The sequence below is a fragment of the Serratia sp. CY27727 genome (assembly GCF_052169275.1).
In the GTDB taxonomy this organism is placed as follows: domain Bacteria; phylum Pseudomonadota; class Gammaproteobacteria; order Enterobacterales; family Enterobacteriaceae; genus Serratia; species Serratia sarumanii.
This window is the reverse complement of the sequence record NZ_JBJNLB010000006.1, coordinates 105,003-128,641: the sequence shown is the minus strand read 5'-3', so window position 1 is coordinate 128,641 and position 23,639 is coordinate 105,003. Positions and strand designations below refer to the sequence as shown.

At 56.0% G+C, this 23,639-nt stretch carries 22 protein-coding genes and 1 riboswitch; of the genes, 15 read left to right on the top strand and 7 right to left on the bottom strand.

Features of this window, described 5'->3' with window-relative positions; translation table 11 throughout:
* The first annotated feature begins 466 nt into the window (after nucleotides 1-466).
* The 3 genes from ACJ8HB_RS16070 to ACJ8HB_RS16060 all read left to right on the top strand — a co-directional run bounded on the left by ACJ8HB_RS16070 (nucleotide 467) and on the right by ACJ8HB_RS16060 (nucleotide 6,790).
* Nucleotides 467-3,259 carry a hypothetical protein gene (locus tag ACJ8HB_RS16070; protein WP_141240920.1) on the top strand — a complete coding sequence of 931 codons (2,793 nt, stop codon included), beginning with the start codon at nucleotides 467-469 and terminating at the stop codon, nucleotides 3,257-3,259.
* Nucleotides 3,256-5,886: a hypothetical protein gene (locus tag ACJ8HB_RS16065; RefSeq protein WP_052133489.1), complete on the top strand. Its 2,631-nt coding sequence runs from the start codon at nucleotides 3,256-3,258 to the stop codon at nucleotides 5,884-5,886. Before ACJ8HB_RS16070 ends, ACJ8HB_RS16065 begins: the two co-directional genes overlap by 4 nt.
* A gap of 364 nt (nucleotides 5,887-6,250) precedes the next feature.
* A complete protein-coding gene (locus ACJ8HB_RS16060) occupies nucleotides 6,251-6,790 on the top strand; it encodes a GNAT family N-acetyltransferase (protein ID WP_047570944.1) in 540 nt (179 codons plus the stop codon).
* Nucleotides 6,791-6,800: 10 nt separating this feature from the next.
* Here the strand turns inward: ACJ8HB_RS16060 and ACJ8HB_RS16055 are convergent, their stop codons facing one another.
* Nucleotides 6,801-7,175, bottom strand: a complete 375-nt coding sequence (locus tag ACJ8HB_RS16055; protein WP_047570946.1) for a winged helix-turn-helix transcriptional regulator — start codon at nucleotides 7,173-7,175, stop codon at nucleotides 6,801-6,803.
* 122 nt (nucleotides 7,176-7,297) lie between these two features.
* Here ACJ8HB_RS16055 and ACJ8HB_RS16050 point away from each other — a divergent pair, with 122 nt between their 5' ends.
* Nucleotides 7,298-8,131 (top strand): enoyl-CoA hydratase/isomerase family protein, encoded by an 834-nt coding sequence (locus tag ACJ8HB_RS16050; protein ID WP_094860012.1) that lies wholly within the window; start codon nucleotides 7,298-7,300, stop codon nucleotides 8,129-8,131.
* 14 nt (nucleotides 8,132-8,145) lie between these two features.
* Here ACJ8HB_RS16050 and ACJ8HB_RS16045 read toward each other — a convergent pair whose 3' ends face one another.
* Complete coding sequence (locus tag ACJ8HB_RS16045; RefSeq protein WP_060443642.1) at nucleotides 8,146-9,927, bottom strand: hybrid sensor histidine kinase/response regulator; 1,782 nt, start codon at nucleotides 9,925-9,927, stop codon at nucleotides 8,146-8,148.
* Nucleotides 9,924-10,556 carry a response regulator transcription factor gene (locus ACJ8HB_RS16040; RefSeq protein WP_094860011.1) on the bottom strand — a complete coding sequence of 211 codons (633 nt, stop codon included), beginning with the start codon at nucleotides 10,554-10,556 and terminating at the stop codon, nucleotides 9,924-9,926. Before ACJ8HB_RS16040 ends, ACJ8HB_RS16045 begins: the two co-directional genes overlap by 4 nt.
* 175 nt (nucleotides 10,557-10,731) lie before the next feature.
* Between ACJ8HB_RS16040 and ACJ8HB_RS16035 the strand changes: the two genes are divergently transcribed.
* From ACJ8HB_RS16035 to ACJ8HB_RS16020, 4 genes are all read left to right on the top strand, one after another.
* Nucleotides 10,732-11,046 carry a hypothetical protein gene (locus ACJ8HB_RS16035; RefSeq protein WP_047570950.1) on the top strand — a complete coding sequence of 105 codons (315 nt, stop codon included), beginning with the start codon at nucleotides 10,732-10,734 and terminating at the stop codon, nucleotides 11,044-11,046.
* Nucleotides 11,047-11,241: 195 nt separating this feature from the next.
* Nucleotides 11,242-14,304 carry an autotransporter outer membrane beta-barrel domain-containing protein gene (locus ACJ8HB_RS16030; protein WP_047570951.1) on the top strand — a complete coding sequence of 1,021 codons (3,063 nt, stop codon included), beginning with the start codon at nucleotides 11,242-11,244 and terminating at the stop codon, nucleotides 14,302-14,304.
* A 181-nt stretch (nucleotides 14,305-14,485) separates the two neighbouring features.
* Nucleotides 14,486-15,289 (top strand): DUF3289 family protein, encoded by an 804-nt coding sequence (locus ACJ8HB_RS16025; protein ID WP_033655342.1) that lies wholly within the window; start codon nucleotides 14,486-14,488, stop codon nucleotides 15,287-15,289.
* Nucleotides 15,282-15,734 (top strand): DUF943 family protein, encoded by a 453-nt coding sequence (locus ACJ8HB_RS16020; protein WP_047570954.1) that lies wholly within the window; start codon nucleotides 15,282-15,284, stop codon nucleotides 15,732-15,734. Before ACJ8HB_RS16025 ends, ACJ8HB_RS16020 begins: the two co-directional genes overlap by 8 nt.
* Nucleotides 15,735-15,850: 116 nt before the next feature.
* On the opposite strand, the gene rluF is transcribed toward ACJ8HB_RS16020, so the two are convergent.
* Nucleotides 15,851-16,720 carry a 23S rRNA pseudouridine(2604) synthase RluF gene (rluF, locus tag ACJ8HB_RS16015; protein ID WP_021504493.1) on the bottom strand — a complete coding sequence of 290 codons (870 nt, stop codon included), beginning with the start codon at nucleotides 16,718-16,720 and terminating at the stop codon, nucleotides 15,851-15,853.
* A 273-nt stretch (nucleotides 16,721-16,993) separates the two neighbouring features.
* Here rluF and ACJ8HB_RS16010 point away from each other — a divergent pair, with 273 nt between their 5' ends.
* Genes ACJ8HB_RS16010 through ACJ8HB_RS16000 form a run of 3 tightly spaced genes read left to right on the top strand, consistent with a single transcriptional unit; the run spans nucleotide 16,994 to nucleotide 18,232 of the window.
* Nucleotides 16,994-17,527 carry a type IV secretion protein Rhs gene (locus ACJ8HB_RS16010; protein WP_072021611.1) on the top strand — a complete coding sequence of 178 codons (534 nt, stop codon included), beginning with the start codon at nucleotides 16,994-16,996 and terminating at the stop codon, nucleotides 17,525-17,527.
* Nucleotides 17,528-17,535: 8 nt separating this feature from the next.
* Nucleotides 17,536-17,916, top strand: coding sequence for a putative T6SS immunity periplasmic lipoprotein (locus ACJ8HB_RS16005; protein WP_049234936.1), 381 nt, complete (start codon nucleotides 17,536-17,538; stop codon nucleotides 17,914-17,916).
* A gap of 55 nt (nucleotides 17,917-17,971) precedes the next feature.
* Nucleotides 17,972-18,232 carry a DUF1158 family protein gene (locus tag ACJ8HB_RS16000; RefSeq protein ID WP_047570957.1) on the top strand — a complete coding sequence of 87 codons (261 nt, stop codon included), beginning with the start codon at nucleotides 17,972-17,974 and terminating at the stop codon, nucleotides 18,230-18,232.
* 6 nt (nucleotides 18,233-18,238) lie between these two features.
* On the opposite strand, the gene ACJ8HB_RS15995 is transcribed toward ACJ8HB_RS16000, so the two are convergent.
* On the bottom strand, nucleotides 18,239-18,688 hold the full coding sequence (locus ACJ8HB_RS15995; RefSeq protein WP_047571750.1) for a winged helix-turn-helix transcriptional regulator: 450 nt from the start codon (nucleotides 18,686-18,688) through the stop codon (nucleotides 18,239-18,241).
* 95 nt (nucleotides 18,689-18,783) lie between these two features.
* Between ACJ8HB_RS15995 and ACJ8HB_RS15990 the strand changes: the two genes are divergently transcribed.
* Complete coding sequence (locus ACJ8HB_RS15990; RefSeq protein ID WP_047570959.1) at nucleotides 18,784-20,013, top strand: MFS transporter; 1,230 nt, start codon at nucleotides 18,784-18,786, stop codon at nucleotides 20,011-20,013.
* On the opposite strand, the gene ACJ8HB_RS15985 is transcribed toward ACJ8HB_RS15990, so the two are convergent.
* Together ACJ8HB_RS15985 and ACJ8HB_RS15980 are read right to left on the bottom strand one after the other, a co-directional pair.
* Nucleotides 19,990-20,670, bottom strand: coding sequence for a methyltransferase (locus tag ACJ8HB_RS15985; RefSeq protein WP_047570960.1), 681 nt, complete (start codon nucleotides 20,668-20,670; stop codon nucleotides 19,990-19,992). The two genes, ACJ8HB_RS15990 and ACJ8HB_RS15985, sit on opposite strands and share 24 nt — an antisense overlap.
* 101 nt (nucleotides 20,671-20,771) lie before the next feature.
* Nucleotides 20,772-21,197: a GNAT family N-acetyltransferase gene (locus ACJ8HB_RS15980; protein WP_047570962.1), complete on the bottom strand. Its 426-nt coding sequence runs from the start codon at nucleotides 21,195-21,197 to the stop codon at nucleotides 20,772-20,774.
* A 141-nt stretch (nucleotides 21,198-21,338) separates the two neighbouring features.
* A riboswitch (TPP riboswitch) is annotated at nucleotides 21,339-21,435 on the top strand.
* Between the two features lie 35 nt (nucleotides 21,436-21,470).
* Between ACJ8HB_RS15980 and thiM the strand changes: the two genes are divergently transcribed.
* The 3 genes from thiM to ACJ8HB_RS15965 all read left to right on the top strand — a co-directional run bounded on the left by thiM (nucleotide 21,471) and on the right by ACJ8HB_RS15965 (nucleotide 23,605).
* On the top strand, nucleotides 21,471-22,262 hold the full coding sequence (gene thiM, locus ACJ8HB_RS15975) for a hydroxyethylthiazole kinase (RefSeq protein ID WP_041036301.1): 792 nt from the start codon (nucleotides 21,471-21,473) through the stop codon (nucleotides 22,260-22,262).
* Entirely contained in the window at nucleotides 22,262-23,062 is an 801-nt protein-coding gene (gene thiD / locus ACJ8HB_RS15970) for a bifunctional hydroxymethylpyrimidine kinase/phosphomethylpyrimidine kinase (protein ID WP_047570965.1), read from the top strand. Before thiM ends, thiD begins: the two co-directional genes overlap by 1 nt.
* A gap of 84 nt (nucleotides 23,063-23,146) precedes the next feature.
* Nucleotides 23,147-23,605 carry an inhibitor of vertebrate lysozyme family protein gene (locus ACJ8HB_RS15965; RefSeq protein WP_033648850.1) on the top strand — a complete coding sequence of 153 codons (459 nt, stop codon included), beginning with the start codon at nucleotides 23,147-23,149 and terminating at the stop codon, nucleotides 23,603-23,605.
* Nucleotides 23,606-23,639 lie beyond the last annotated feature (34 nt).

The window sequence follows — 23,639 nt, the reverse complement described above, 5'->3', positions numbered from 1 at the left end:
TCCTTTTAACTGTTTGTTAGGTGTATTTTAAAAAGAGTTAAAGATCACTATATGTGATTAATTCGATTTTGCTTCGTTCTGCACCGCAGTCAATCAGATTTTTTGTGTAGCGTTATTTCTCGATTTTTGAGTAAAACATACTTCCCAAAGCACTAATTTCGTAGTTTGTGTAATATGGCGAAAATAATGTCGACTATAGACTTTTATCCCGAAGCCAGTGGAATCGGCCTCCTCACATCGCTATGATGTGTAGAGTGACTACAGCTGCTGACTATCTCAAACTACGGAACTGGCGACATCATGTCTCTGATTTTATGACTATAGTTCTCAAACAGGCTCACTTTTATCAATGTTAAGATTTTGATGTTTTTGATTTTTTTATGCAGTCTAGGTGAAGGTTAGGTTAATATTACCTTTAAATTGAGCTGATAAAGACAAAATATTGGCAACTAATACAGGGGGAAAAATGCGTATTATTGATCTAAATGGGAATGGAGCGGAACGTTTCGATAATCCTGATAAAGTGCTTCAGGACGAAGCTTTAGACCAGTTAAATGCAATAATTCAGGCTCAGATTTCCAGTCTTGAAGCCCCCCCCTTTACACCGCCGACAGGGAAAGAGCTAAGTTACACTCGCCCCCATAATGGTATCTTGGTCGAAGGCGGACGCGGTAGTGGGAAGACAACCTTTCTACTCAACGCGTTACACTATCTCCAAAGGCAATCGCAAGGTTCTGCATATAAATGGTTTGAGGGACTTTCATCTAAACTGCAAGTGCTGCCCCCGGTCGATCCCACTCTGATAGAGACTAAGGAGCATATTATAATCGTCATCATCTCGCTGATTGATGCTGCACTTGACGACCCTGCCAATAATTCTGAAGCAGATCGTACGGCAGTCAACGAGGCACGCAGAAAGATGGCGGAAGGTCTGGGGCTTCTTGACGGTATTGGGAAATCCAAACCGTATGGAGATGAATGGGAAGATCCTGAGTGGATCATGAGCCGAGGTCTACGAAAGGCTCGCAATGGGAGATCATTCGAGATCAAGCTTCAGGTATACATCTTCGAAGCCCTAAAGGTTCTCAATAAAAAAGCTTTTGTTCTGGCGTTTGACGATGTGGACACAAATTTCCAGCACGGGCGCACGATTCTCGAAACAATGCGGAAATATTTAACATCACCGCAATTGGTTCTGTTGATCTCCGGTGACCTCGACCTCTATGGGCGGCTGGTACGACGTAATATCTACGACACGTTCGGTAAGAATGTTATGGAATACGACTCGGATGTCATCGGCCAAGAAAAAACGGGTATCGCTGCTGCTGTGCAAGAGCTTGAAGAGCAGTATCTTCTGAAGATTGCCCCCCCACAGAATCGGATCTCTATGATGCCGCTGGGGGGGATCATGCAGTCTGAATCCTCTACTGAAATAATGGTTGTCCCATTCAGACAGACTGAGAAAACTCCTTTGCGAGAGTGGGCTAGCGGTAATATACGCCGGCAGTTGCTGGAAGGGCTATCAGTCAACGGGGAGCGGTCCCCGTATCATCCTTTTCTTGAGCTTATCTCCCGCGAGCACCTGCGATTGGTGATAGGATACCTTCGAGCAATTGGTGATCCAAGTTCGGTACTTGCATGTCGTGGGGTCTTTTCTGTCTTCGAAACACGTCTCCGCCTTTCTGGCGTGGATTCATTACAGTTAGCGCATGCAACTCACAACGATGTCCTATTGCTTGTATTCCGTTGGCTTGTGGCGCAGGATAAACCGACGTCTCTTGCTCGTTTCGGTGTTCCCAGCGATGCAGATAAAGCAATTATCCTCCACTGCTTTGCGTTGGCCATTTCCAAAGAGCTGAACGGCTCTCCCGTAAAGTGCCTGAGAACCCTTCTTACACTAAATCTTCCAATTTCGATGATGCAGCGCCCGGGCTTCTCGGAAGTAGAGGTGCGCAAGGCGATCCTTGAATTTATCTGGGATGATGCCAGCCCAGACCTTCTTGAAGTAGCGGGACGTATTGGCTCCATCGCTCGTTTCGATACCGTCGAAGAGAGTTCAAACAGCATCGGTAACTTGAGAGCGAGTTGTTTTGGCTCGGTAGGCACGAAGAAGAAAGAGGATCGGTCTGAGATAATGAGCCGGATGTTTCATTTATCACAGGCCAAAGTCAAGACGGTTCAGGACCTGAAAAATGCCATTAAGTCAGAGGGTTTTACGGTTTCCGCAGACAAGTGGTTGAACACACTTGCAAGCAACACGGAGATAGCAGGCTTGAATGCTGAGAAGGGGGTTGTCTGGTTTCCGCTAGAGAATTTGACAATTCGCTGCGGAGCGTTTGGGTCTCTACTAGATTTGCTGACGTACGACAGGTTTAGCAGCCGTGGAGAACAATTCAGATCCATCTCGGCTCTCTCACTGTTGGCGGCAATCTCAAAAATTCTAGCCGATGAAGAAGACCGTGAACTGCATGAGCTGGCGCTAACTTCTATAATTCCGGTATTCCGCCCTGATGCTGGTGTTGTGCGTGCAGATCAATCTGAGATCGATGATACGCCCTCTAATAGCAATGTCGAAGGAGATTCTGAACCGCTCGAAGCCGAGTATAAATCTGATTTTCAGGCTTTTATGGAGCGAATGAATGCTTGGAAATGTTTTGCACGACAGTACGCCAGTGAGGCCGAGCAGACTGACCGGAAAACAGCAGAGGTCTCCCCGTCGGAGCTGGCGCGTATTGCCGAACGTATACACGACCAACTGACCTCGTTGGATGAAAAAGTTACTTCGGAGTGGAAGACCGGACATATCCTGCACCGGCAGATCACTAATGTCTTACATGCATTGCTTGTCATTACATCAGGCAGTTCTGGCCGACTGGCTTCGCCAAAGTCTACGGATCGTCCGCTGGTTGAGGCACTGCGACATGCAACTGCTAAAAATGCTCGTACTTTCCATCCTCTAGCTGCAATTGTTCTCGCCTGTCCCTTAGTCTGGGCTTTCCTGAACCCTGAGGAGGTTTACGACGTCAGTGGCAGTAGCACCGACAACGTAAGAGATGAGGTTGATAGAGCACTCAAGGTGTTCCAAGACAATAGGGGTACAGAAGAGATACCCTTTAACTCGGACTGGCTCAGCCCGCCCGAGATATCGATCGCGATCGGTCGTCCCAAGGCGATTCCACGTACAGTAAAGCAGAAAGGCTTCTTCGACGTGTTGAATGTAGTTCCTCGATACTATCCCAAGTCTAGTGCTGCAAAATGATTGGTGAAGCTGCCGAAGATCGGTTTCAGATTCGCGCACTGGTGGCGCTTGCAAAGGCGATCTTCTCCAATCTTGATCTGGTCGCCCATCTAGAAAAAAGAGCAACCAACGGAGCGGCAGATGAGTATCTGATGAAGCTCTGCGTCACCGCTGAAGATTGTGCTGAGATCGCTAGGACTTATGTCACTGGTCGGTTTCTACGGTTTCGCAAGTTACATCCGTCCCTGACTGACGAAGCACTGGAACACAGAGTTGCTTGGGCAGTCGCTGGTCCGGATCGGGAGCGAGCTGAGCGGGCGAGATGCGATCTCGATGATCCCGCGCGTTGTCTTGTGCCTCTACTCACGCGCCTTGCAGAGACCTTTCTGTGTGAGGCTCGCGACGGATCTCTGCGTGTACGGTCGCGCTTTCTCGCCGACTGGCAGGATCTTATCCTCGTCGTCCCGCCAATGCTGGTTTGCTCTGCCTGGATGGCTGCACAACCAGACGGGCCAGGTGTAACAATCTCGGAGCGCAGGGCTTTTGAAAGGAGAGTTCAGCGTTGGCTTTGCGACAGCACGCTGCCTGTCGACGATGATCCGCTTCTTGACCAGCTTTGCAAGGCTGAAGGTTTGGATGAAACCCACATGCACCTCAATGGTACCACAGAGGCAGAGAAAGTCTGGATGGATGCTTTGCGCAAGACCTCCAAGGTTGTGGAAGCTGTTAGTGGAATCATAAAACATGAGGATGGGATGCACGCTAGTATAGGGAACGGCGTCAACCGACAACTGCGTCAGGAAGACTCTATTCTTACCCCTAAACGCCTCAGAGAGCGAGTCGAACATGCTGTCGCACTAAAGTCATTCCTACTAGAGAGCTGTGCTCCGACTGGCGTACAAGTTACGTTAGAAGAATTGAGTCTTGAGAGCCGATACGCTGCTGCGGTTCGAAACAGGCTTACAGATAGCAGTGTATCCGCGACCACCGCTGAAGCACTACAACTAGTAGATATCATTACCAAGCTTGCTGACGGTCGAGGCTGTTATGTTCATGGGATTGCTTTCCTCTGGTACACACTGATCCGAGCTCAATTCTGCAGGCTCTTAGTTCAGCAGGTCGAGCAGACGGGGTTCGATCAGTTCCAGTACATCACCTTCAACGAATTGCGTGAGGCAACAGAAAAGGGGTTTGCCGAACGCTTCCGCCAGATCGAGAGAGGATTACAGCAACCGGTTGACTTTCTTGAGGGACGTTTTGCACCGAAGACGACACCAGATGGAAACGCAAGCCGATTAATGCAGATCCTGCGCGGCTATCTCCAGTTCTTAGATGAGGAACCGGAGGGCAAGTCGAGCGGCAAATTGGCGAGAATCTTTTCCGATCCTGAGACGGCCCATTTGTCGCTACCAGAGATACTAGAATTAGTACGCTCGTTCGAGGACGGAAAAATGGAGAATGGCAAAGAGGTGGTGCCTCGAAGTCAACGACGACTGCGGCTTGGACTTGTGGCGCATTTCATCAAACGGACCGATCCCTTAGAACGTGCTCGTTTCCGAAAGGGGGGGGGGCTTGCGCCGGTTTGCAGGGATAGTAAGGCTCGGCGAGAGGCTGACCAGGTCGCGCGGGCGTTGATCGTCCTGATGAATAAAACTACTGGCCTTTCCGAGATGATCCGAGGCGTGGATGCTGCCAGCAATGAGCGTCATGCCGGTCCTGAGGTCTTTGCCCAAGTTTTTCGACGGATGCGACGAGCTGGCATCCAGCGCTTCACCTATCATGCAGGTGAAGACTTTGTACATCTTGCTTCAGGTCTAAGGGCTATCAATGAGGCGGTTCGGTTCCTCGATCTGTCGGCTGGTTGTAGAATTGGGCATGGCACTGCTGCAGGGCTGATGCCTGAGAAATGGTGGTCATCCGTCGAAGGCTGGGTGATCCAACCGTGTGAGGAGCGTCTAGATGATCTCGTCTTTGCATGGGGAACCCTTGTGCATAAGGGGGTTTTGCTCGACAGGCTACCCATACTCGATTTGGAAATACGGCGGTTAGCTATGCAGATCTGGCAGGATCCGGCGTTAACACCAGAGATTCTCTTACGTGCTTGGCAACTGAGGCACCTTGACCCCATCGTCCGTATTTACGGCAACTATGACGTCGATCGAGACCGTAATTTCGAAATCCAAATGTTTCAGGACAGTAAACGCCGAGATCCCCATGCCCATGCACAGTTTCTTCGCCGTCACGGTGTTGGCGTGTCCGGTGATGCCCTGTTAAGAGGTAGTGAATCCCTCCTCGTCACCCGCGAGACGGATGTTTTGAGCCCTGATGTCCTTGAGATCCTGCAAGCAGCGACACTGGAGCTGTTGCTGGAACGCCGTATCGCCATTGAGACTCTGCCTAGCAGTAATGTTCGGATTAGCATTCATCAATCTTATGAGGATCATCATGCTCTTGGGTGGCTAGGCTTTGGGCGAAGCTTCTGTTCAACCTCGGTTGTTATCGGATCGGATGATCCTGGCATCTTTGCGACAAGCTTAAGGACGGAATACGCCCACCTACTCCGTGCTCTGGAGGCAAATGGTGCTGGCTTGGAAGCGACGGCGGTTTTGGAACGTATTAACAGAACGTCCAAGCGTTTCCGTTTTTGATATCAAAGAGGGGGGATTATACACCATCGATACTTTCTTACTACAGTACTACTTATGGCATTGGTTATGAGCCTCTTTAAAAATGTATTGATTTTTAATGATTTTTCAAAGGGGTAAATAATTGAGTGGGAGTGTCCTGCTTGCCGGCCCAGGCCAGCTCTGAATGGCAAAAACAATCCCTAAGTCCACTTAACTGCGGGTTTTTTTATATATTATCCGGCGCCTGTCCTCCGAATTTCCCCATGGCCAACCCGCGCCGTTTTCTCTGGTCAGGGTTCACGACGCCGTTAAACCCAAGTAAGTTATCTCTTTATCTCGGTGGTGAATTAAGCCGCCGAAGGGTGAATGGTATGACGGAGGTGCCATGACGGTTTTGCCAAGACGAATCCTTCTGCCTGACGAGCTTGAGGCGTCTTTAAGACCGCTGGCGCGGGATGACGTTGATGCCTGGTCGGCGTATTTGAGCCAGCCTGGCGTCACGGAACATACCAGCTGGGGCGACGTCGGGCCGGCGAATCTAGCGCAGCTTATTTCGGATTATGCCGCAGGCAGGGGCGCGTTTCGTTGGGCCATTGTGGATTCGAATGACCGCTTGCTCGGCACCGTGGGGTTGAACGAGATATCCCGTGAGAACGGCCGGGCGGAAATTGCTTACGATCTTGACCCGCGCCACTGCGGCAGAGGGCTGGCGACGGCCGCGGCAAGGGCCGTCGTACACTGGGCGCAGACTGCGCAGGGCCTGCAACGCGTTCAGGCTACGGTTCTTGATAGCAATCTCCTATCGATTGCCGTCCTGGAGCGCGTGGGCATGCAGCGTGAGGGCTTAATCCGTCAATATCGCCTAGTGCGTGGTCAGACCCGTGATTACTGGATGTACGCGGCCATTTTGCGCGCAGAGCATTGAGGCGCGAGCCTCAATTTTCACCCTGTAGGTGTTGCTCGTCGTATCTTTTTTGGCACTCCTGAATCGCCTCAATATTCCCCAATGTCCAGTCGAACAGTATCGAGAACGGCCCCTGCAGGGATTTGCCAAGCGGCGTCAGCGAATACTCGACGCCAAGCACTCGCCCATCCAACACTTTGCGATACACCATGCCGTTGCGTTCCAGTTTGCGCAGGGTCTGGGTCAGCACGCGTTGCGTGACGCCATCCAGACGGCGCTTGATGGCGTTGAAACGCTGCGGCTCGCGCAGCACTTCCAGCACCATCATGGACCATTTATCTGCAATCTGATCGAGCACGATGCGGCTCGGGCAGTCGGCGCGGTAAACAACATCGGTCTTATCCATCGGTATCCTCCCGCATCCCTGGGATGCTTAAGGTGCGTAATTGACGCCAGGTATGCAAAGTATACCATTCGAAACACGGCGCGAATAACCCGCACTTGTACCCCAGGTAAAAGGACATTGAGATGACAGATACAGATTTCAGCAAACTCAGGCTGTCTCATGCGCATGGCGTGATGACGATCGCTATCGATAACCCACCGGTAAACGTACTCGATGTGGCGCTGATGTCGGAAATCAGCCGTTTATTGCTCGCGGTGCGTGTCGATCCGGATACGCGGGTGTTGGTGTTCCAGAGCGCGAACCCAGCGTTATTTATTGCTCACGTCGACATGACCTTGATCGATGAGCCGCACGCTTTCGACGAACTGGCGAGCAACGCGCCGGAGGGGCTTAATCCGTTCCAGGCGTTTGGCGAACTGCTGCGCAGCCAGCCGCAGGTCACTCTCGTTAAGCTGGCCGGGCTGGCGCGCGGCGGCGGCGCCGAGTTTGTGGCGGCGGCCGATATGGCTTTCGCTGCACGGGAAACGGCGGGACTGGCCCAGTGCGAGGCCTTGATGGGCATTACGCCCGGTGGCGGCGCGACGCAGTATCTGACGAGCCGAATGACGCGCGGCCGCGCTCTGGAAGTGATCCTGGGCGCCGAGCTTTTCGATGCCGCTACCGCAGAACGCTACGGCTGGATTAACCGCGCCTTGCCTGCCGCCGAGCTTGATGATTTCGTCGATCGGTTAGCGCGCAATATCGCGGCATTGCCTGCGGGAGTGATTGCGGCGGCCAAACAGGCGATGCCTGCGCCGGATCTGCAGGCCGGTTTTTATCGCGAGCACGACGCCTGGGCGGGATTGTTCGCACGCCCGGCAGCGGAGCGGTTGATTCGCGGCGGGCTGAAGGCCGGTGCGCAAACCCCGGAGGGGGAGCGCAACCTTGAAGGCCTGCTGCGGCATCTTGCCCGCTAAGGCACCGCCGCGCGCTAGCCCGCCCCCCACTGCGTCAGTAGCGCATGCAGCCTGGCCGGCTCCAGCGGTTTGCGCAGCACCAGATAGCCTTCCTGCTCGGCCTCTTGCAATATCTGCGAGTTGAACTCGCCGCTGACCATTGCGCCGCTCACGTCCGGCAGGCGTTCGAACAGCGCTTTCAGGATGTCGAAACCGCTCTCGCCGGAACGCAGGCGCTGGTCGCACAGCACGGCGAACGGCGTAAAACCGTCGTCGACGATGGCGAAGGCTTCCTCGGCGGAGGCCGCGCAGCGCACGGTGATGCCCCAGGTGCTCATCAGGCTCTCCCAGGCTGAAGTCACCAAGGGATCGTCGTCCACCACCAGGCAGGCGCCGCGCAGCGGCGCATAGCGGATGGGCGTGGCGATGTTGTCGTAGGCGGCCGCGGTTTCCGGCGCTTTGTCTTCGCCGATGTATTGCGTGAAGCGCATCCAGAAGCGCGAACCTTTGCCTTCGACGGAGTGCATGCCGTACTTCACCTTCATCAGCTTGGCGCAGCGCGCCACCACCGCCAGCCCCAGCCCGTGGCCGGCGCTGTCGATTTTCCAAGCCAATTCGGGGCGGTAGTAAGGGGAGAAGATTTTGCTTTTCTCTTCGTCGGCGATGCCCACGCCGGTGTCCCACACTTCCACCAGGCACTCGGCGCCGCGCGGGCGGATGGCGATCAGCACGCCGCCCCGTTGCGTGTAGCGCAGGGCGTTTTGGATCAGGTTGATCAACGATTGCCGCACCAGCAGCGGATCGCCCATCACGCTGATGCGCCGTTTAGGCCGCCAGGTGCGCAGCGCCAGGGCGCGGCTGTTGGCCTCTTCGCGGAACAGGGTGATCACCGAGTCGAGCAGGGCGCCGATATCCACATGGGTGGCGGCGGTGCGCACGTTGCCGGACTCGATCTTGCTGAGATCGAGCAGCGAATTGAACATCAAATGCACCGAACGCACGCTCTGCTGCAGATCCAGCAGCTGTGGCGTCAGGCTGTCGTCGCGGTTCTTGTGGATGATGGCTTCGATCAGAAAGCCCATGGCGTGCACCGGCTGGCGCAGATCGTGGCTGGCGGTGGTCAGGAACTGGTTCTTGTCCAGCAGCGCCTGTTCCGCCTCCTCTTTAGCTTGCCGGAACTGTTCCGCCAGGCGCGAGCTTTGTTCTTCGAGCAACGCCTGCTGGATAAAGAACGCATGCGAGGTTAACGCGTGGCGGTAAATGGCGAAGCCGTACAGCAAGTTCAGCATCAGCACGATGAACATCACGTCTTCCAGCCGCCAGATGATGCCGAGGTTCAGCAGCCCCCAGGAAGCGAAGAAAAAGCGGGTAAAGGTGCTGATAACCGGCGTCAGATGCGTTGCGTTGGCGGCGACGATCGCGGCGATGCTGATATTGAGCAGCAGAAAAAAGTCAAAGTTATGGGTCTGCGGGGTAATTAAATAGAGTGATGAGATCCCCAATCCGTGAATAAACGCCACCTTATTAATGCGCGGCAGCCAGCGGCGCAGCACGGCGTCTTCATCATTTTCTTTGGCCTCGCGTTGGTAGCGCCGATGCCATATTCTGATCGCCACGGCGCATAGCAGGTAAACCATGATCCAGGCAATGGTTGGGCCGAGTTCATCCCCCAGCAAATAAATCCAGATGGCGAACGGGATGCCGACGAAAGGCACGGCGGTGAAGCTGAACACCAGCCGCATGAAGGTGTTGTCCAGCAGGCGGATCTGCGCGCGTGAGGAGATGCCATCATTTTGTAAATTCTGGAAAAACTTCATGGTGACGGATCCCGTTTGCCGTGCAACAGCGTGATGGCTTCCACCCGGCTGTTGACGCCGATCTTTTTCAAGATATTACTGATATGCTCTTTCACGGTGGGTTCGGAAATAGACAGCTGCGTCGCGATCCTTTTATTCGGCAGGCCGCGCAGCATCATAGTCAATACGTCGATTTGTCTCGGCGTTAAATTGAGTTTATTTAAATGTTCATGACTGTTTTTAATGGCGGGTTCATTTCCTTCCGGGAACCACTCCTGATTATTATTCAACGCAAAAACCGCTCTGGCGAATAATTCCGGGGGTTCATTCTTTAATACGAACCCATGCCCGCCGGCATTGTGCACTTTCTGCCAGATATCGTTATTTTCGTCGCCGCTGACCACCAAAATACGCACCTGAGAATAACGTTGTTTTACTTCTTTGAGTAATTTCAACGCCGTACCGGAAGAGAGCCAAAAATCGATCACCAGTAAACGCGGTGGGCCATTTTCCCTAATATGACGGTAGCAATTTTCTTCATTGGTCACCACATGTGCCTGTTTGAATCGGCAATGCGTGCTGAGAAAGTTAGCGATACCGCTTGCTACCAATGGATGGTCATCAACGACCAACGCATAATCCTGCCCCAAAGGATTCTCCTTTCGCCTTCACAGTTCAGATAGGTCTGATGAATTATTATCAACCCTCCCTACTTTAGGAGGGTTTTTTCGTTTAGGAAAGGGAAATATATTATTCGAGGATTTGGATAAGAGAAAACATAAAGCCAATCGATAATTTTAACTGATTGGTTATAAAGGATAATTTATGAAAAAACCACTTATCGTTTTAACCGTTACGATGATGATAGCCGGTTGTTCCACCCTGAAAACCGATCAGGCCATTCCATTACTGCAGGCGGAAACCGCCAAAATGCTGGGCCTGGGCTCATCGGACGAAATTACCGTGACCAATGTCAATGGCGCACCGCCGGATGCGCTGGGCGGGCAAAAACTTTCTTATCGCGCCACCACGGAAAAAGGCCGCATTTTCGATTGCTCGTCGCTGATGATGCCGGGAATTTTAGGTTCGTCGCCGTCGCTGAGCGCGCCGACCTGTACGCCGGTGGTCACGCATAAATAATTCGCTTTGGGGGCGGTATTGCCGCTTCCTGGTTTTCCATCGTCGGAGCGTCAGCGCCGGGGGGCAATAAGCTTTTGCTTCGACGATCACTAAACCGGCGTGCGCGAAATAACGCCTTACACCTCCTCTAGTGCATTGAGTTTCCCTATAACAATAAATTTCGCGCCATCACGCCAACGAGTACGGAGATAGCCCGTGAATGACAAGACATCGCATCCTTTAGCGGTTAAAACACCGCTTTCCAAACTTTACCTCGCTCTATTTTCTGCGCCGCTGTTGATGCTGGCGCCCGCCGATATCGCTCGCGCAGATGATGCCATTTTTGATGGCGACGCAAAAATTACCGAATCATTGGCCTACACCGGGGACGTTTACGTCGGCCGTAATCAAAGCGGCAACCTGCTGATCGATAATGGCAAGATCAGCGCCTATAACATCAATATCGGCCGGATGTTCAACGGCCAAATTCATGAAAGCCTGGTCACGGTCCGCGGGCCGAACGCCGAGCTGAACGCGGTGAACGATCAGTTCGTGCTGCGCGGCGGCCTGAATCTGGGGCGGGGCACCCTGCGGGTTGAAGACGGCGCGCTGGCCAGCGCGAAAGAGATCGTGGTCGGCACCACGCGTGGCTACGACAGCCACCTGATCGCCACCGGCGCCGGCTCCCGCGTCACCAGCAATTTTCTCAGCGTCGGCACCGATTTAGGGGCACGATCCACGCTGGCGATTGAAGACGGCGCGGTGCTGAACACCGCCTTCGACGCGCGCATCGGCAATGGCAGCGGGCCGGGCGAGACCGATACGCTGAGCCCGAAAGCCACGGTCACCGGGGCCAATTCCCAATGGAACGTCGGCCGCGCGCTCACGCTTTACGGCGATCTGGACGTGCTGAACGGCGGCGCGGTCAGCGTTGGCAGCATCGAAGTGGCGGGCGTCTCCGGCGCGCGTAAAACCGCCGAGCTGACGATCGCCGGCAACGGCTCACGGTTTACCAGCGGCAGCAGCGTCAACGTCGGCGATTACGGCAACGGCGTGTTGGCGGTCATGGACGGCGGGACATTCTCCGCCGGCGGCAACGAAGTGGTGCTGGGCAAGACCGGCTCCGGCTCGAACCGCGGCGCGCTGATTATCGGCAGCCGCGGCAATATGGATACCGGCACCGGGTTGACCGAGCCGACGCTCGGCGCGGCGGGCGCCGCAGGCACCATCGATGCCCAGACGGCGATCGCCCTGCGGGGCGGATTGTTCCGCAGCTATGTGTACTTTAACCATACCGACGGCAATTACGTTTTCAGCAACAAGATGAGCGGCGAAGGCGAGGTGATCAACAGCGCCGGGCAGACGACGCTGAACGGCGATCTCTCTGAGCTGCAGGCGAACGTCACCGCGCGCGGCGGCAAGCTCATCATCGCCAGCGACATCAATACCCAGAAAGAAGACGACATCTTCGAGATCCAAACCCTCAGCGCCGAGAACGGCGGCACGCTGATCCTCAACGCGATGGCGGGTTCCGACGTCAATAACGGGCAGGGCTACAGCAGCGCCGCGTCGATCAAGGCCGGCGGCACATTGGGCGGCAACGGCACGCTGGGCCAGACCGAGATCCAGTCCGGCGGCCATATATCGCCCGGCGACGGCAATATCGGCACGCTGACGCTGAAACGCTACCTGAACTTTATCGGCGAATCCTTCTACGACGTCGATATCGCCGGCGACGGCCGCAGCGACCAGCTGCTGGTGGCGGGCAAAACCACCATCAGCGATCGGGCCAAGGTGCAGGTTACGGCGCTGGATCCGCAAACCAGCTATAAAACCGGCCAAAGCTATCGCATTCTGACCTCGGACGGCGGCATTGACGGCCAGTTCGCGGCGGCGGTCTCCAAGTCTGCCTTCCTCGATGTGGCGCTGAATCACAGCGCCAACGCCGTGGATCTGACCATCGCGCAGAAAGACACGGGCGGTGAAAATCCAGGGGGCGAAAACCCGGGTGGAGAAAACCCAGGCGGTGAGAATCCAGGGGGCGAGAATCCGGGCGGGGAAAACCCAGGGGGTGAAAATCCAGGGGGCGAGAATCCGGGTGGGGAAAACCCAGGCGGTGAAAATCCGGGGGGCGAGAACCCAGGCAGCGGCAAGCCGGGCATTTTCCAAACGGTGGCCGAAAGCGGCAACCAGTGGAATACCGCCGGTGCGCTCTCGACGCTGACGCAGAGCGGCCCTTCGCTGGCGCTGTACAACTCGCTGCTGCTGCTGAGTGCGCCGGAAGCGCGCGAGGCGTTCAATCAGCTGTCCGGCGAAGTCTATCCGTCGATGCAGTCTAACCTGATCGCCGGCAGCACCCAGCTGTTCAACGTGCTGAACCAGCGCATGCTGCGCCTGTTCGACAACGACAGCCTGCCGATACCGCCGTTGGCGATGTCGCTGGTGCAACCGGCGCAGGCGCAAAACAGCGGCGTCTGGGGGCAGACCTTCAGTTCCTGGGGCAAAAACAGCGGCAACGGCAACGTGGGCAAGCTGGATGGCAACACCACCGGTTTCCTGTTGGGCGCGGATCGCAAGCTGACTGATCATAACGTGCGCATCGGCGGCTACTTCGGTTACAGCCGCGGCGACTACGACGTCGACAGCCGCCGTTCCAAGGCCGATACCGACAACTACCACATCGGCCTGTATGCGGCGGGGCAGCAGGATGCGTTCTCGCTGCGCGGCGCGCTGGGTTACACTTGGCACAAGATTGAAGGCAAGCGCAACGTCGATTTCAGCGGCTTCTCGGATCGGCTGAAGTCGGACTACGATGCCAACTCGCTGCTGGCGTTCACCGAAGCGGGTTACCGTTTCGGCCAGCCGGAGATGAACGTCGAACCGTTCATCAACCTGAGCTACATCCGTCTGCATACCGACAGCTTCCAGGAGTCGGGTGGCGCGGCGGCGCTGAGCGTGCGCAATGAAACGATGAACACCTTCTACTCCACGCTCGGGGTGCGCGGTGTGACCGAACTGCCGAAGAACGTCAGCCTCTACGGCTCGCTCGGCTGGCAGCACGCCTACGGCGATAAGAACACCTCATCGCGCATGGCGTTTGCCGGCAGCGACGCGTTCGTCACTCAGGGCCAGGCCGTGGATGACAACGTGATGGTGGGCGATATCGGCGTGAGCGTGAAACTGTCGCGCGCCGCGACGCTGGATGTCGGCTATCAGGGGCAATTCGGCGCCGATACCCGCGTTAATTCGGTCAACGCCAACCTGCGCTGGTCGTTCTGATTCTTCCTCTAGACTTCTCTGGTACTTGCAGGCCCGCTTGATGCGGGCCTTTTTTATGGTGAACATTAAGTTTCCCGTGAGCCTGCGTAAGGGGGCGCTAAGACATTTCCCGATATGAGCAGGGCGGGATTGCCTGTATGATTAATGTTCTTCTTAGCATGGGCAAGGGACTGATTTTCCAATGCGTGACTTGACAAGGCCGTTAACGATTTTCACAAGCAAGAAGCCTTTTAACGACCGTTTTGCTGATGATATGCAATATGGCGATATGGATGAACGTACACTTAAGCAACGATATCGTTTGGGGCAAGTATCAACGTTTATCGATTGGAGTACTTATAAATCGCCCTATGACCATCCGGCAACGCGAAATATTCCGGCAGCTGGAAAAGAAAAGGCGGTTGCAATGCTTTTTGATGAGCTGAGAGCTGCATCGAGATACTTTTCTTTTACTGGCGTTTATCAAGGGTTGATAGTTAAACTTTTCAATCATATGCAGTACAATAACGGAACTGACTTTCAAGATGTTCAAATGGACTTGGCCTATAAAAGGCTGATACTGAGCGATAAATCAGAAAATAGTACGCTAATTCGAATTAAAAGTGTTCTCGATACCTTTGATTTTAACTCATATCAGTTGAATAAAGATGCATTTACTCTTCAGTTATCACAGAGCCGTTTGCCAAAGTATGTTCGCTGGGAAGACTGCATAAATGGAATGGGAGTCAGTGTACATGAGGTCAATAGTACAGAGATTAGTATTGATTCTTTGTTTTTTCAAGATAATAAATATACTGCTGTGATTAGCTATAAAGCTCAGGATCATTTTGGGTTAGATAAAGAAGATATTAGTAAATTAAAGTTTAGTTCTATTGGGTTTTTCAGGATTTGGTTTGTACTTCAAAGGTATAAAGAGTTTGCGTTTAGACCCTTTTTCACCAACTTTGGCGCGAAAATAATAGTGACAGGTGAAAACTATGCTTAACAAAAAAAAGGTTGCGTTCTTTTCTTTGGTCGCCGTAGCGGCTCTTTGGTTGGTTTGGGTGCTTGTCAGGCCGGCTAATGTTGTGCGGGTTGATGGTGCTGCTGTTTATGTTCAATACCTTCCGCTGACCACGGAAGGTAAAATATCTTGGTGGAATGACAATAAAGATAAACTTCAGGATAAGTATCATATTATCAAAGACGAGAATCATTTTACCGTTGCCGTAATGAATTTTGACGGCTATGTTGCCGCTCCGACTGGCAGCAATGATGGAAGTATTGATGACTATCATTGTCTTAGCGAGGGTGATGCCAAGAGCAAATGTATCTATAAGGATATAGCGATGATTATTAATGGTGGTGTTAATAAAAGAATTTTTATTAGTCTGGATGGGAAGACTTTCGCTCAAGAGCCTGACGGTAAGACCACGCTGTTAAAAAAATAGTGACTCTTACCCTCTGAGTTTTTCCTCGCTTTCAATCAGACTCGTCTAAGTGGTGCTCAGGCTTTCGCCCTCGCCAAGCCCGCGCAACGGCGGGCTGAGCGAGGGTAAAAGGGCGTTTAACGCCCTTTTTTCTTGCGCCCTGGCTGGGTAAAGCGCTTGCGGCCGGCCGGCGCAGCGGCTTTGTCGGCGCTTTTGGGGCCGCCGGCACTCGGTTTTTTCGCCGCGGCGGATTTGGCCGGGGCCTTCTTCGCCGGCTTGGCCTCGGACGAGGAGCCCTCGATCAGTTTGAACAGCTCGATCAGCTCGTCATCGGTCAGATCGCGCCATTCGCCCAGCGGCAAGCCTTTGAGGCTGACGTTCATGATGCGCGTGCGTTCCAGCTTGGTGACCTCGTAGCCGAAGTGTTCGCACATGCGGCGGATCTGGCGGTTCAGCCCCTGTACCAGCGTGATGCGGAACACGAAAGGTGCCTCTTTCTTCACCTTGCACTTTTTGGTCACCGTGCCCAGCATCGGCACGCCGGCGCCCATGCCGCGAATAAACTCGTCGGTCACCGGCTTGTTGACCGTCACCAGATACTCTTTCTCGTGATTGTTGCCGGCGCGCAGGATCTTGTTGACCAGGTCACCGTGGTTGGTCAGAAAGATTAGCCCCTGCGAATCCTTGTCCAAACGGCCGATCGGGAAGATGCGTTTGCTGTGGTTGACGAAGTCGGCGATGTTGTCGCGCTCGCCGTCTTCGGTGGTGGTGACGATGCCGACCGGCTTGTTCAGCGCGATCAGCACCAGATCTTCTTCATTGCGCGGTTCGATCAGCTGACCGTTAACCTTCACCACATCCCCGGCAAATACCTGAGCGCCAACGGTGGCGCGCTTACCGTTGATGAAAACGTTGCCCTGTTCGATGTATCGATCGGCGTCGCGGCGTGAGCAGATACCGCTCTCGCTAATGTATTTGTTCAGACGAATGGATGAGTTAGTCAGCATGGGATCTCCGTAAAACGCGGACTATACATTACCCGGATGACGCTGCGAAGCGAATCATGCAGGGGGGCTGGATAAGGGTATCCTGACCGCGGCTACTACAAAGGTATTTGCAATATGTTTTTTTCGTTTAATTAATTATAGAAAATCGATGAGGATCTTTCTGCAAATTATTCAAGTTATAAATGGATTGTGCCAAATGCAACTCTTTAAGAGTTCATGTATAGATTCATTTTAAAAAAGCATTAGGATATTGATAAATTCAAGGAGGGATAAATGAACGCATTAGCTGAAGAGGGGACGTTACGACGTATGACCATGGGGGAAATAAAATTGGCTCGCCATATATATGGAAGCTCAATTATATATGGTCGTGTATGGATACACTGTGATAGCTATTTCCCGTTTGGCTTACAAAACAGAAGTTATGCCATGGCACCTAATGGTGAGTTATGGTTACGAAGGGAACTCTATAAAGACGATTTTTCTGATAACACGGTTCTGATAGAAGATAAACATCTTTTCATCCATGAGTTGGGGCATGTATGGCAGCATCAGCATGGACAATGGGTAAGAATGCGTGGGTTGTTTAGTTGGGCGGCTGAGTACAACTATCGTCTTGATAAGAATAAAATTACTGATTACTCGCTGGAGCAACAAGCTTCGATTTTTGCTGATTACTGGCTGCTGTTGGTTTATGGTATTGAAACGTGGCGTTATTATCAACGTCCTGGACGAGTGGGTAAGTACAGGGGAACCGATAGTTTGCGTGACATTCATGCACTTTATCAAAAAATTATTAAGGGGTGAGAGGGAGCATGAAAAAATATGTGGTTCTATTCACGGCCTGCTTCCTGGTCGGCTGTCCGGGGCCTGGCGATAAGCTGGCTCCGCGCTTCCCCGCCGTTGTCACTGCCAAAGATAACCATGTCTGCATTCTTTCTTCTATGAAGGCGGGGGATAATATCCGCTTCGTTCAGATTTATAGCGAATCAGGCGATAAGCTCATTAAAGCTATCGATAATGACGTTTTCTTCGTTGAGCCGGGGAGGTGCATGCCGGTATTCGACTATGCTTTTCGGCCAGGGAAGCGTTATTCCGTCGCCTACGATATACAGACACCCGAAGGTTCGCATTTGATTACCGCCGCATTCATGGTTGTCTCCGACGAACGGGGCAACCTGAGGGTTAACCATTAACGCATGTTCTTAGGTTCAGTTTGTTGGACTGCGTTAGGTTGTAGAATGAAAGGCCATGAAAAAACTTGCCCTGTTGCTCGCTAACGTATTGGCTGTTGTTGGGCTGGCTGTGCTGACAATAAAGCTTTTTCCTGTACCCAGGCTAAACCAGAACCAAACCGCTTGGCTGATTGACGCCAGTGGGTTTTTTCATTTTAACGATACGGAATGGTTTGGTGCGCTCGTTTTTGGCGCGTTTTATCTGCTGGTCGGGTGTCTGGAGTGGCTCTTTATCCGCCAGGTTTTTCAGCGGGTGAGCTGCGGGCACCGCCACTAACTCTCATCACCGTTCCTCCACCTTCACCACCCGGGTATTCAGCGGGGTGAGCGTCTGCCCGGCGCTGCCGATCGGCGTCAGGCGCGGGACGGGGCGGCCGCTGTCGCTTTCCACCAGCGTTGAGTGCGCTTCTCCCTCGGCGAACAGATGATCTTCCCCCCACTGGCGCAGGCCGACGATCACCGGAAACAGCGCGCGGCCTTTCTCGGTCAGCACATACTCCTGATAGGCGCTGCCGTCTGCGGCGGGCACGATTTCCAGCACGCCGTGCGTCACCAGCGCGCGCAGGCGGGTGGCAAGGATGTTCTTCGCCATCCCCAGCCCTTTTTGAAATTCGCTGAAGCGGGTGACGCCGTCGAAGGCGTCACGCACGATCAGCAGCGACCACCAGTCGCCAATCACATCCAGCGTACGCGCCACCGGGCACGGCGCGTTTTCCAGGCTTTTACGTTTCACGACGGTTATCTCCAGCTGCATATTCTGGTTGCATTATAAAACCTCCGCACCTAAAGTTCATTGGGTTTAATAATGAAACCAGATTGAGGTGTGCGATGAGCGACAAACTGCTGGATCCCCCCTGTGCGGCGCTGGGGCGCCTGCCGGCCCCTCTGGTGCTGCTGTTGGTCGCCGCCAGCGCCTTTAGCGTGGCCAACGTTTACTATGCGCAGCCGCTGCTGGACGCCATCGCCCATGATTTTTCCATCAGCCTGGCGGCGGTCGGCATGGTGATCACCGTGACCCAACTGGGCTGCGCGCTGGCGCTGCTGTTGGTGGTGCCGCTCGGGGATCGGCTGAACCGGCATTGGTTGCTGGCGGGGCAACAGCTGGGGCTGATCGGCGCGCTGCTATTGGTGGGCTGGGCGCACAGCGCGCCCTGGCTGCTGGTAGGGATGTTGCTGGTAGGCTTATTGGGCACCGCCATGACGCAGGGGCTGATCGCTTTCGCCGCAGTCCTGGCGGCGCCGCAGGAGCGCGGGCGGGTGGTCGGTGCGGCGCAGGGCGGGGTGGTGCTGGGGCTGTTGTTGGCGCGCACCCTGTCCGGCGCGCTGGCGGACGTTGGCGGCTGGCGCACGGTGTACTTCTTCTCCGCCGGGGTGACGCTGGTATTGCTGCCGATCCTGTCGCGCCTGCTGCCCGCGCCGCGCACCGCTCCCAGTACGCTGAGCTATCCCGCGCTGCTGCGTTCGATGCTGAGCCTGTTGCTGCATGACCGCACGCTGCAAATTCGCGGCATGTTGGCGCTGCTAATGTTCGGCGCTTTCAGCCTCTTTTGGAGTTCGCTGGTGTTGCCGCTGAGCCAGGCGCCGTTCAACTTCACCCATGCCGCGGTCGGGGCGTTCGGCCTGGTCGGCGCGGTGGGCGCGCTGGCGGCGGTACGCGCCGGGCATCTGGCGGATCGCGGGCTGGGGCAGGCGGCCAGTGGCGTGTGTCTGCTGCTGTTGACGCTGGCCTGGCTGCCGCTCGGTTTGCTCGGCAGCGGCCTGGTTTGGCTGGTGGCGGGCATCGTGCTGCTGGATCTGGCGGGCCAGGCGATCCACGTGCTAAACCAGAGCATGATCTTCAGCGCGCACCCGCAGTCGCACAGCAGGCTGGTGGGCTGCTACATGCTGTTTTACGCCGTCGGCAGCGGGTTGGGCGCCTTTGCCGGCACCCATATGTATGCCTGGGCGGGCTGGAGCGGCGTCTGCTGGCTGGGGGCGGGCGTCAGCCTGAGCGCGCTGCTGTTTTGGCGGCTGACGCTGCGCGGCATGCCGCCCTCAGCGGCGGCGGTGGAGCAGTGAAAGCTGGAAGCCCAGCGCACCGCACAACTGCTGAGGCGCGGTGAAGCCGCTTTCCGCCAGGAGGAGACGGCTGCGTGCCGCCGTCATCGGGTGCCAGTTGCGGCGGGTGCGTTCGATCACCTCCTGCGCCTGCGCCGCGGAATGCCCGGCGCTTTGCAGCCAATGTTGGTAGTGGCTGACGGGCAGGCCCTCCGGTTGATAGTCGAACAGCAGCAGCGGTGCGGCGGGGGAGAGGCGCTGTGCCAGCTGCTGCAGGAAATCCAGTTTGGCGCCATCGTCGGCGATAAAGTGCAGCACCAATGAGCACACCGCAGCGTCGTGGCGGGTTTGCGGCGCTTGTTGCAGCAAGGTGGGTTGGAAACTCACCCGCTGTGCATAACCCGCGGCTTCGGCCTTGGCGCGCGCGGCCGCCAGCATGCCGGCGGAGGGTTCCACGGCGCTGAAACGCCAGCTGGCGTTGGCGGCGGCCAGCGCCGACAGTTCGCTGCCGGTGCCGCAGCCGGCCAGCAACAGCGTGGCGTCATTCGGCAGCGTTTGCGCGAGCGTCGCCGTCAGCAGCGCCTGGGCAAACTGATAGCCGGGCACCAGGGTCAGAATACGGCGATCGTAGTCCGCCGCCGCGGCATCGGGGAAGCGAGTATCCGTTTGGTGTTGCATAACCTTCCTTGCAAAGTTCATTGAGAGAGACAAGGAAGGGTATGCTTAAGTGATAATGAAATCCATTATCATTAATAAGTTCTGTGACGGGAAAGGCAGCGTTAGCGGGCCGGCGAATGCAGCAGGTAATAATCTTCTTCGCCGTCGTTGCCGGTAGAGATGATGCGCCAGCCGTGTTTGCGGTAGAACGCCAGCGCCTTTTCATTCTTCACCAGGCATTTCAGCGAGCCGGTGGCGGTGAAGGTAGCTTCCGCCGCCTGCAGCAGCGCACTGCCGACGCCGCGCGGCGGCTGATGGGGATCGACATACAGGTTATGAATGAAGTTGTCTTCGCGGTAGACGGAGACGAATCCCTGCAGCACGCCGCCGTCTTCCGCCACCCAAATCGCTTCGCCCAGCGTCGCGCCGTCGAAATCTTCCAACTGATAGTTTGAGGTATCGCGCCAGCCGAACGCCGCCTTGCGCGACGCCAGGTACAGCGTGCGCAGGAAGGGGCGATCGGTTTCTTGATAAGGTCTTATCTGCATGGCATCTCCCGGTGGTTTGTGCTCACTATAGCGCATAGCGCGGCGTATGCCCGCCGGGCAATTTATTCGCTTGTTTGTCTGCGTCGCCGCTGGCATGATCCCCTGCAGGGATTAACGCAACGTTGATCACAACCTATTGATTTTCATGACTCGGGGTGCCCTTCTACGTGAAGGCTGAGAAATACCCGTATTACCTGATCTGGATAATGCCAGCGTAGGGAAGTCACGGCCGCCCAGCCGGCGCCGCCTTCTTGAACGCCGGTTGGGAGGAATATGATCGCTCGACCTGATGCACTACCCGGCGCGCGCGCCGCGGCCTGTCTGACCCAATTCCAACAGCGGCCTCCGCTGATCCACTGCCTGACCAACGAAGTGGTGCAATCGCTGACCGCCAACGTGCTATTGGCGCTCGGTGCCTCCCCGGCGATGGTGGTGGAGCCGCAAGAGGCGGCGCAGTTCAGCGCGCTGGCCGACGGCCTGCTGATCAACGTCGGTACCCTCAATGCGCTGCGCGCCGAATCGATGCGGGCGGCGGTGGCCGCCGCCAATCAGGCCGGCAAGCCCTGGACGCTGGATCCGGTGGCGGTCGGCGCGCTCTCCTACCGCACCGCCTTTGCTAAACAGCTGCTGGACGAGAAACCGGCGGCGATACGCGGCAACGCCTCGGAAATCATGGCGCTCAGCGGGTTGCTGGCCAGCGGCCGCGGCGTGGACAGCGGCGACGATTCGCTGGCGGCATTGCCCGCCGCGCGTGAGCTGGCGCAGCGCAGCGGCGCGGTGGTGGCGGTCACCGGCGCGGTGGATTACGTCACCGACGGCCAACGCGATTGGGCGATCGAAGGCGGTTCCCCGCTGATGACGCGGGTGGTGGGCACCGGCTGCGCGCTGTCGGCGGTCGTGGCAGCGTTTTGCGCCCTGCCGGGCGATCGCCTGGACAACGTGGCGACCGCCTGCCGGGTGATGTCCCACTGCGGCGGCCTCGCGGCCAGACAGGCCACCGGGCCGGGCAGCTTTACGCCGGCGTTCCTCGACGCCCTTTATCAGCTGCGCGGGGAGGATCTGTGATGAAACGCATTAACGCCTTGACCATCGCCGGCACCGATCCCAGCGGCGGCGCCGGCATTCAGGCCGATTTGAAGGCCTTCTCGGCGCTCGGCGCCTACGGCACCTCGGTGATCACCGCGCTGGTGGCGCAGAATACCCGCGGCGTGCAGTCGGTGTATTACATCGATCCGGCGTTCGTCGCCGCGCAGCTGGACTCGGTGTTCAGCGACGTGCGCATCGACAGCGTCAAGATCGGCATGCTGGCCAACGCCGACATCGTGCAGGCGGTGGCCGAACGGCTGCGCCATTACCGGCCGGAATTCGTGGTGCTGGACACCGTGATGCTGGCGAAAAGCGGCGATCCGTTGTTGGCGCCGGAGGCGGTGGCGTCTATTCGGCGCGAGCTGTTGCCGCTGGTGTCGATCATTACGCCGAACCTGCCGGAAGCGGCGGCGCTGCTGGCGTGCGCGCCGGCGGAAGATGAAGCGCAGATGCGCGAGCAGGGGCGGGCGCTGCTGGCGATGGGCTGCCGGGCGGTGCTGATGAAGGGCGGTCACCTGAGCGAAAGCGAGAGCCCGGACTGGCTGTTTACCGCCGAAGGCGAGCAGCGCTTTACCGCGCCGCGCGTCGCCACCCGCCACACCCACGGCACTGGTTGCACGCTCTCGGCCGCGCTGGCGGCGCTGCGCCCGCGCTATGCCGACTGGCCGGCCACGGTGGCTGCCGCCAAGGACTACCTGCAACAAGCGCTGCAACAGGCGGACACGCTGGAAGTGGGGCATGGCATCGGGCCGGTGCATCATTTCCACGCCTGGTGGTGAGTCAACTTTTTGCCGCAACCGTGGTCTGACTAGTTCAGGCCCGGTTTTATGGGCGAAACCTGATTTAACCTAGGGAGAAGGACTATGACGGGACACCAGGCGCTGCGTTGCGCCCTCTTCGGCGCACTGCTCAGCTTCAGCGCGGGCAGCTTTGCTCAGCAGATCGTCACCACGTCGGATTTGATTCAGCAGCCGGGGTATCAGGCCAGCTGGCAAAACATGGTGAAAGGCCAGGCGCGGATGCCGGGCTGGGCGCGCAAAGGCGTCGGCACCTCGACGCCGGCGCAGAACCTGAGCTGGAAGGGCAAAGAGTATCTGGTCGGCAATCTGTGCAAACCGCACGACTGCGGCAACAACTTTTTGATCGTGGCGTTCAGCGCGGACAAATCCCAGGCCTGGGGCGTGCGAGTGGCGGTGGAAGACCGGCCGGAAGCCGTCGATCATCCGAAGAAGTATGCCAAGTATCAGTGGCTCGGCAAGCCGGATGACGACATGAAGGCGCTGCTGAAGCAGCAGTTCGAGAACAATCCCGACTGGAAATGATCTGACTGGGGGCGCCGGTGACGGCGCCCCCGGC

Excerpts from the sequence above, each read along its gene's own strand:
- ACJ8HB_RS16070 (WP_141240920.1), top strand. The coding sequence starts at position 467 with ATGCGTATTATTGATCTAAATGGGAATGGAGCGGAACGTTTCGATAAT.
- ACJ8HB_RS16065 (WP_052133489.1), top strand. The coding sequence starts at position 3,256 with ATGATTGGTGAAGCTGCCGAAGATCGGTTTCAGATTCGCGCACTGGTG.
- ACJ8HB_RS16060 (WP_047570944.1), top strand. The coding sequence starts at position 6,251 with ATGACGGTTTTGCCAAGACGAATCCTTCTGCCTGACGAGCTTGAGGCG.
- ACJ8HB_RS16055 (WP_047570946.1), bottom strand. The coding sequence starts at position 7,175 with ATGGATAAGACCGATGTTGTTTACCGCGCCGACTGCCCGAGCCGCATC.
- ACJ8HB_RS16050 (WP_094860012.1), top strand. The coding sequence starts at position 7,298 with ATGACAGATACAGATTTCAGCAAACTCAGGCTGTCTCATGCGCATGGC.
- ACJ8HB_RS16045 (WP_060443642.1), bottom strand. The coding sequence starts at position 9,927 with ATGAAGTTTTTCCAGAATTTACAAAATGATGGCATCTCCTCACGCGCG.
- ACJ8HB_RS16035 (WP_047570950.1), top strand. The coding sequence starts at position 10,732 with ATGAAAAAACCACTTATCGTTTTAACCGTTACGATGATGATAGCCGGT.
- ACJ8HB_RS16025 (WP_033655342.1), top strand. The coding sequence starts at position 14,486 with ATGCGTGACTTGACAAGGCCGTTAACGATTTTCACAAGCAAGAAGCCT.
- ACJ8HB_RS16020 (WP_047570954.1), top strand. The coding sequence starts at position 15,282 with ATGCTTAACAAAAAAAAGGTTGCGTTCTTTTCTTTGGTCGCCGTAGCG.
- rluF (WP_021504493.1), bottom strand. The coding sequence starts at position 16,720 with ATGCTGACTAACTCATCCATTCGTCTGAACAAATACATTAGCGAGAGC.
- ACJ8HB_RS16010 (WP_072021611.1), top strand. The coding sequence starts at position 16,994 with ATGAACGCATTAGCTGAAGAGGGGACGTTACGACGTATGACCATGGGG.
- ACJ8HB_RS16005 (WP_049234936.1), top strand. The coding sequence starts at position 17,536 with ATGAAAAAATATGTGGTTCTATTCACGGCCTGCTTCCTGGTCGGCTGT.
- ACJ8HB_RS16000 (WP_047570957.1), top strand. The coding sequence starts at position 17,972 with ATGAAAAAACTTGCCCTGTTGCTCGCTAACGTATTGGCTGTTGTTGGG.
- ACJ8HB_RS15990 (WP_047570959.1), top strand. The coding sequence starts at position 18,784 with ATGAGCGACAAACTGCTGGATCCCCCCTGTGCGGCGCTGGGGCGCCTG.
- ACJ8HB_RS15985 (WP_047570960.1), bottom strand. The coding sequence starts at position 20,670 with ATGCAACACCAAACGGATACTCGCTTCCCCGATGCCGCGGCGGCGGAC.
- ACJ8HB_RS15980 (WP_047570962.1), bottom strand. The coding sequence starts at position 21,197 with ATGCAGATAAGACCTTATCAAGAAACCGATCGCCCCTTCCTGCGCACG.
- thiM (WP_041036301.1), top strand. The coding sequence starts at position 21,471 with ATGATCGCTCGACCTGATGCACTACCCGGCGCGCGCGCCGCGGCCTGT.
- thiD (WP_047570965.1), top strand. The coding sequence starts at position 22,262 with ATGAAACGCATTAACGCCTTGACCATCGCCGGCACCGATCCCAGCGGC.
- ACJ8HB_RS15965 (WP_033648850.1), top strand. The coding sequence starts at position 23,147 with ATGACGGGACACCAGGCGCTGCGTTGCGCCCTCTTCGGCGCACTGCTC.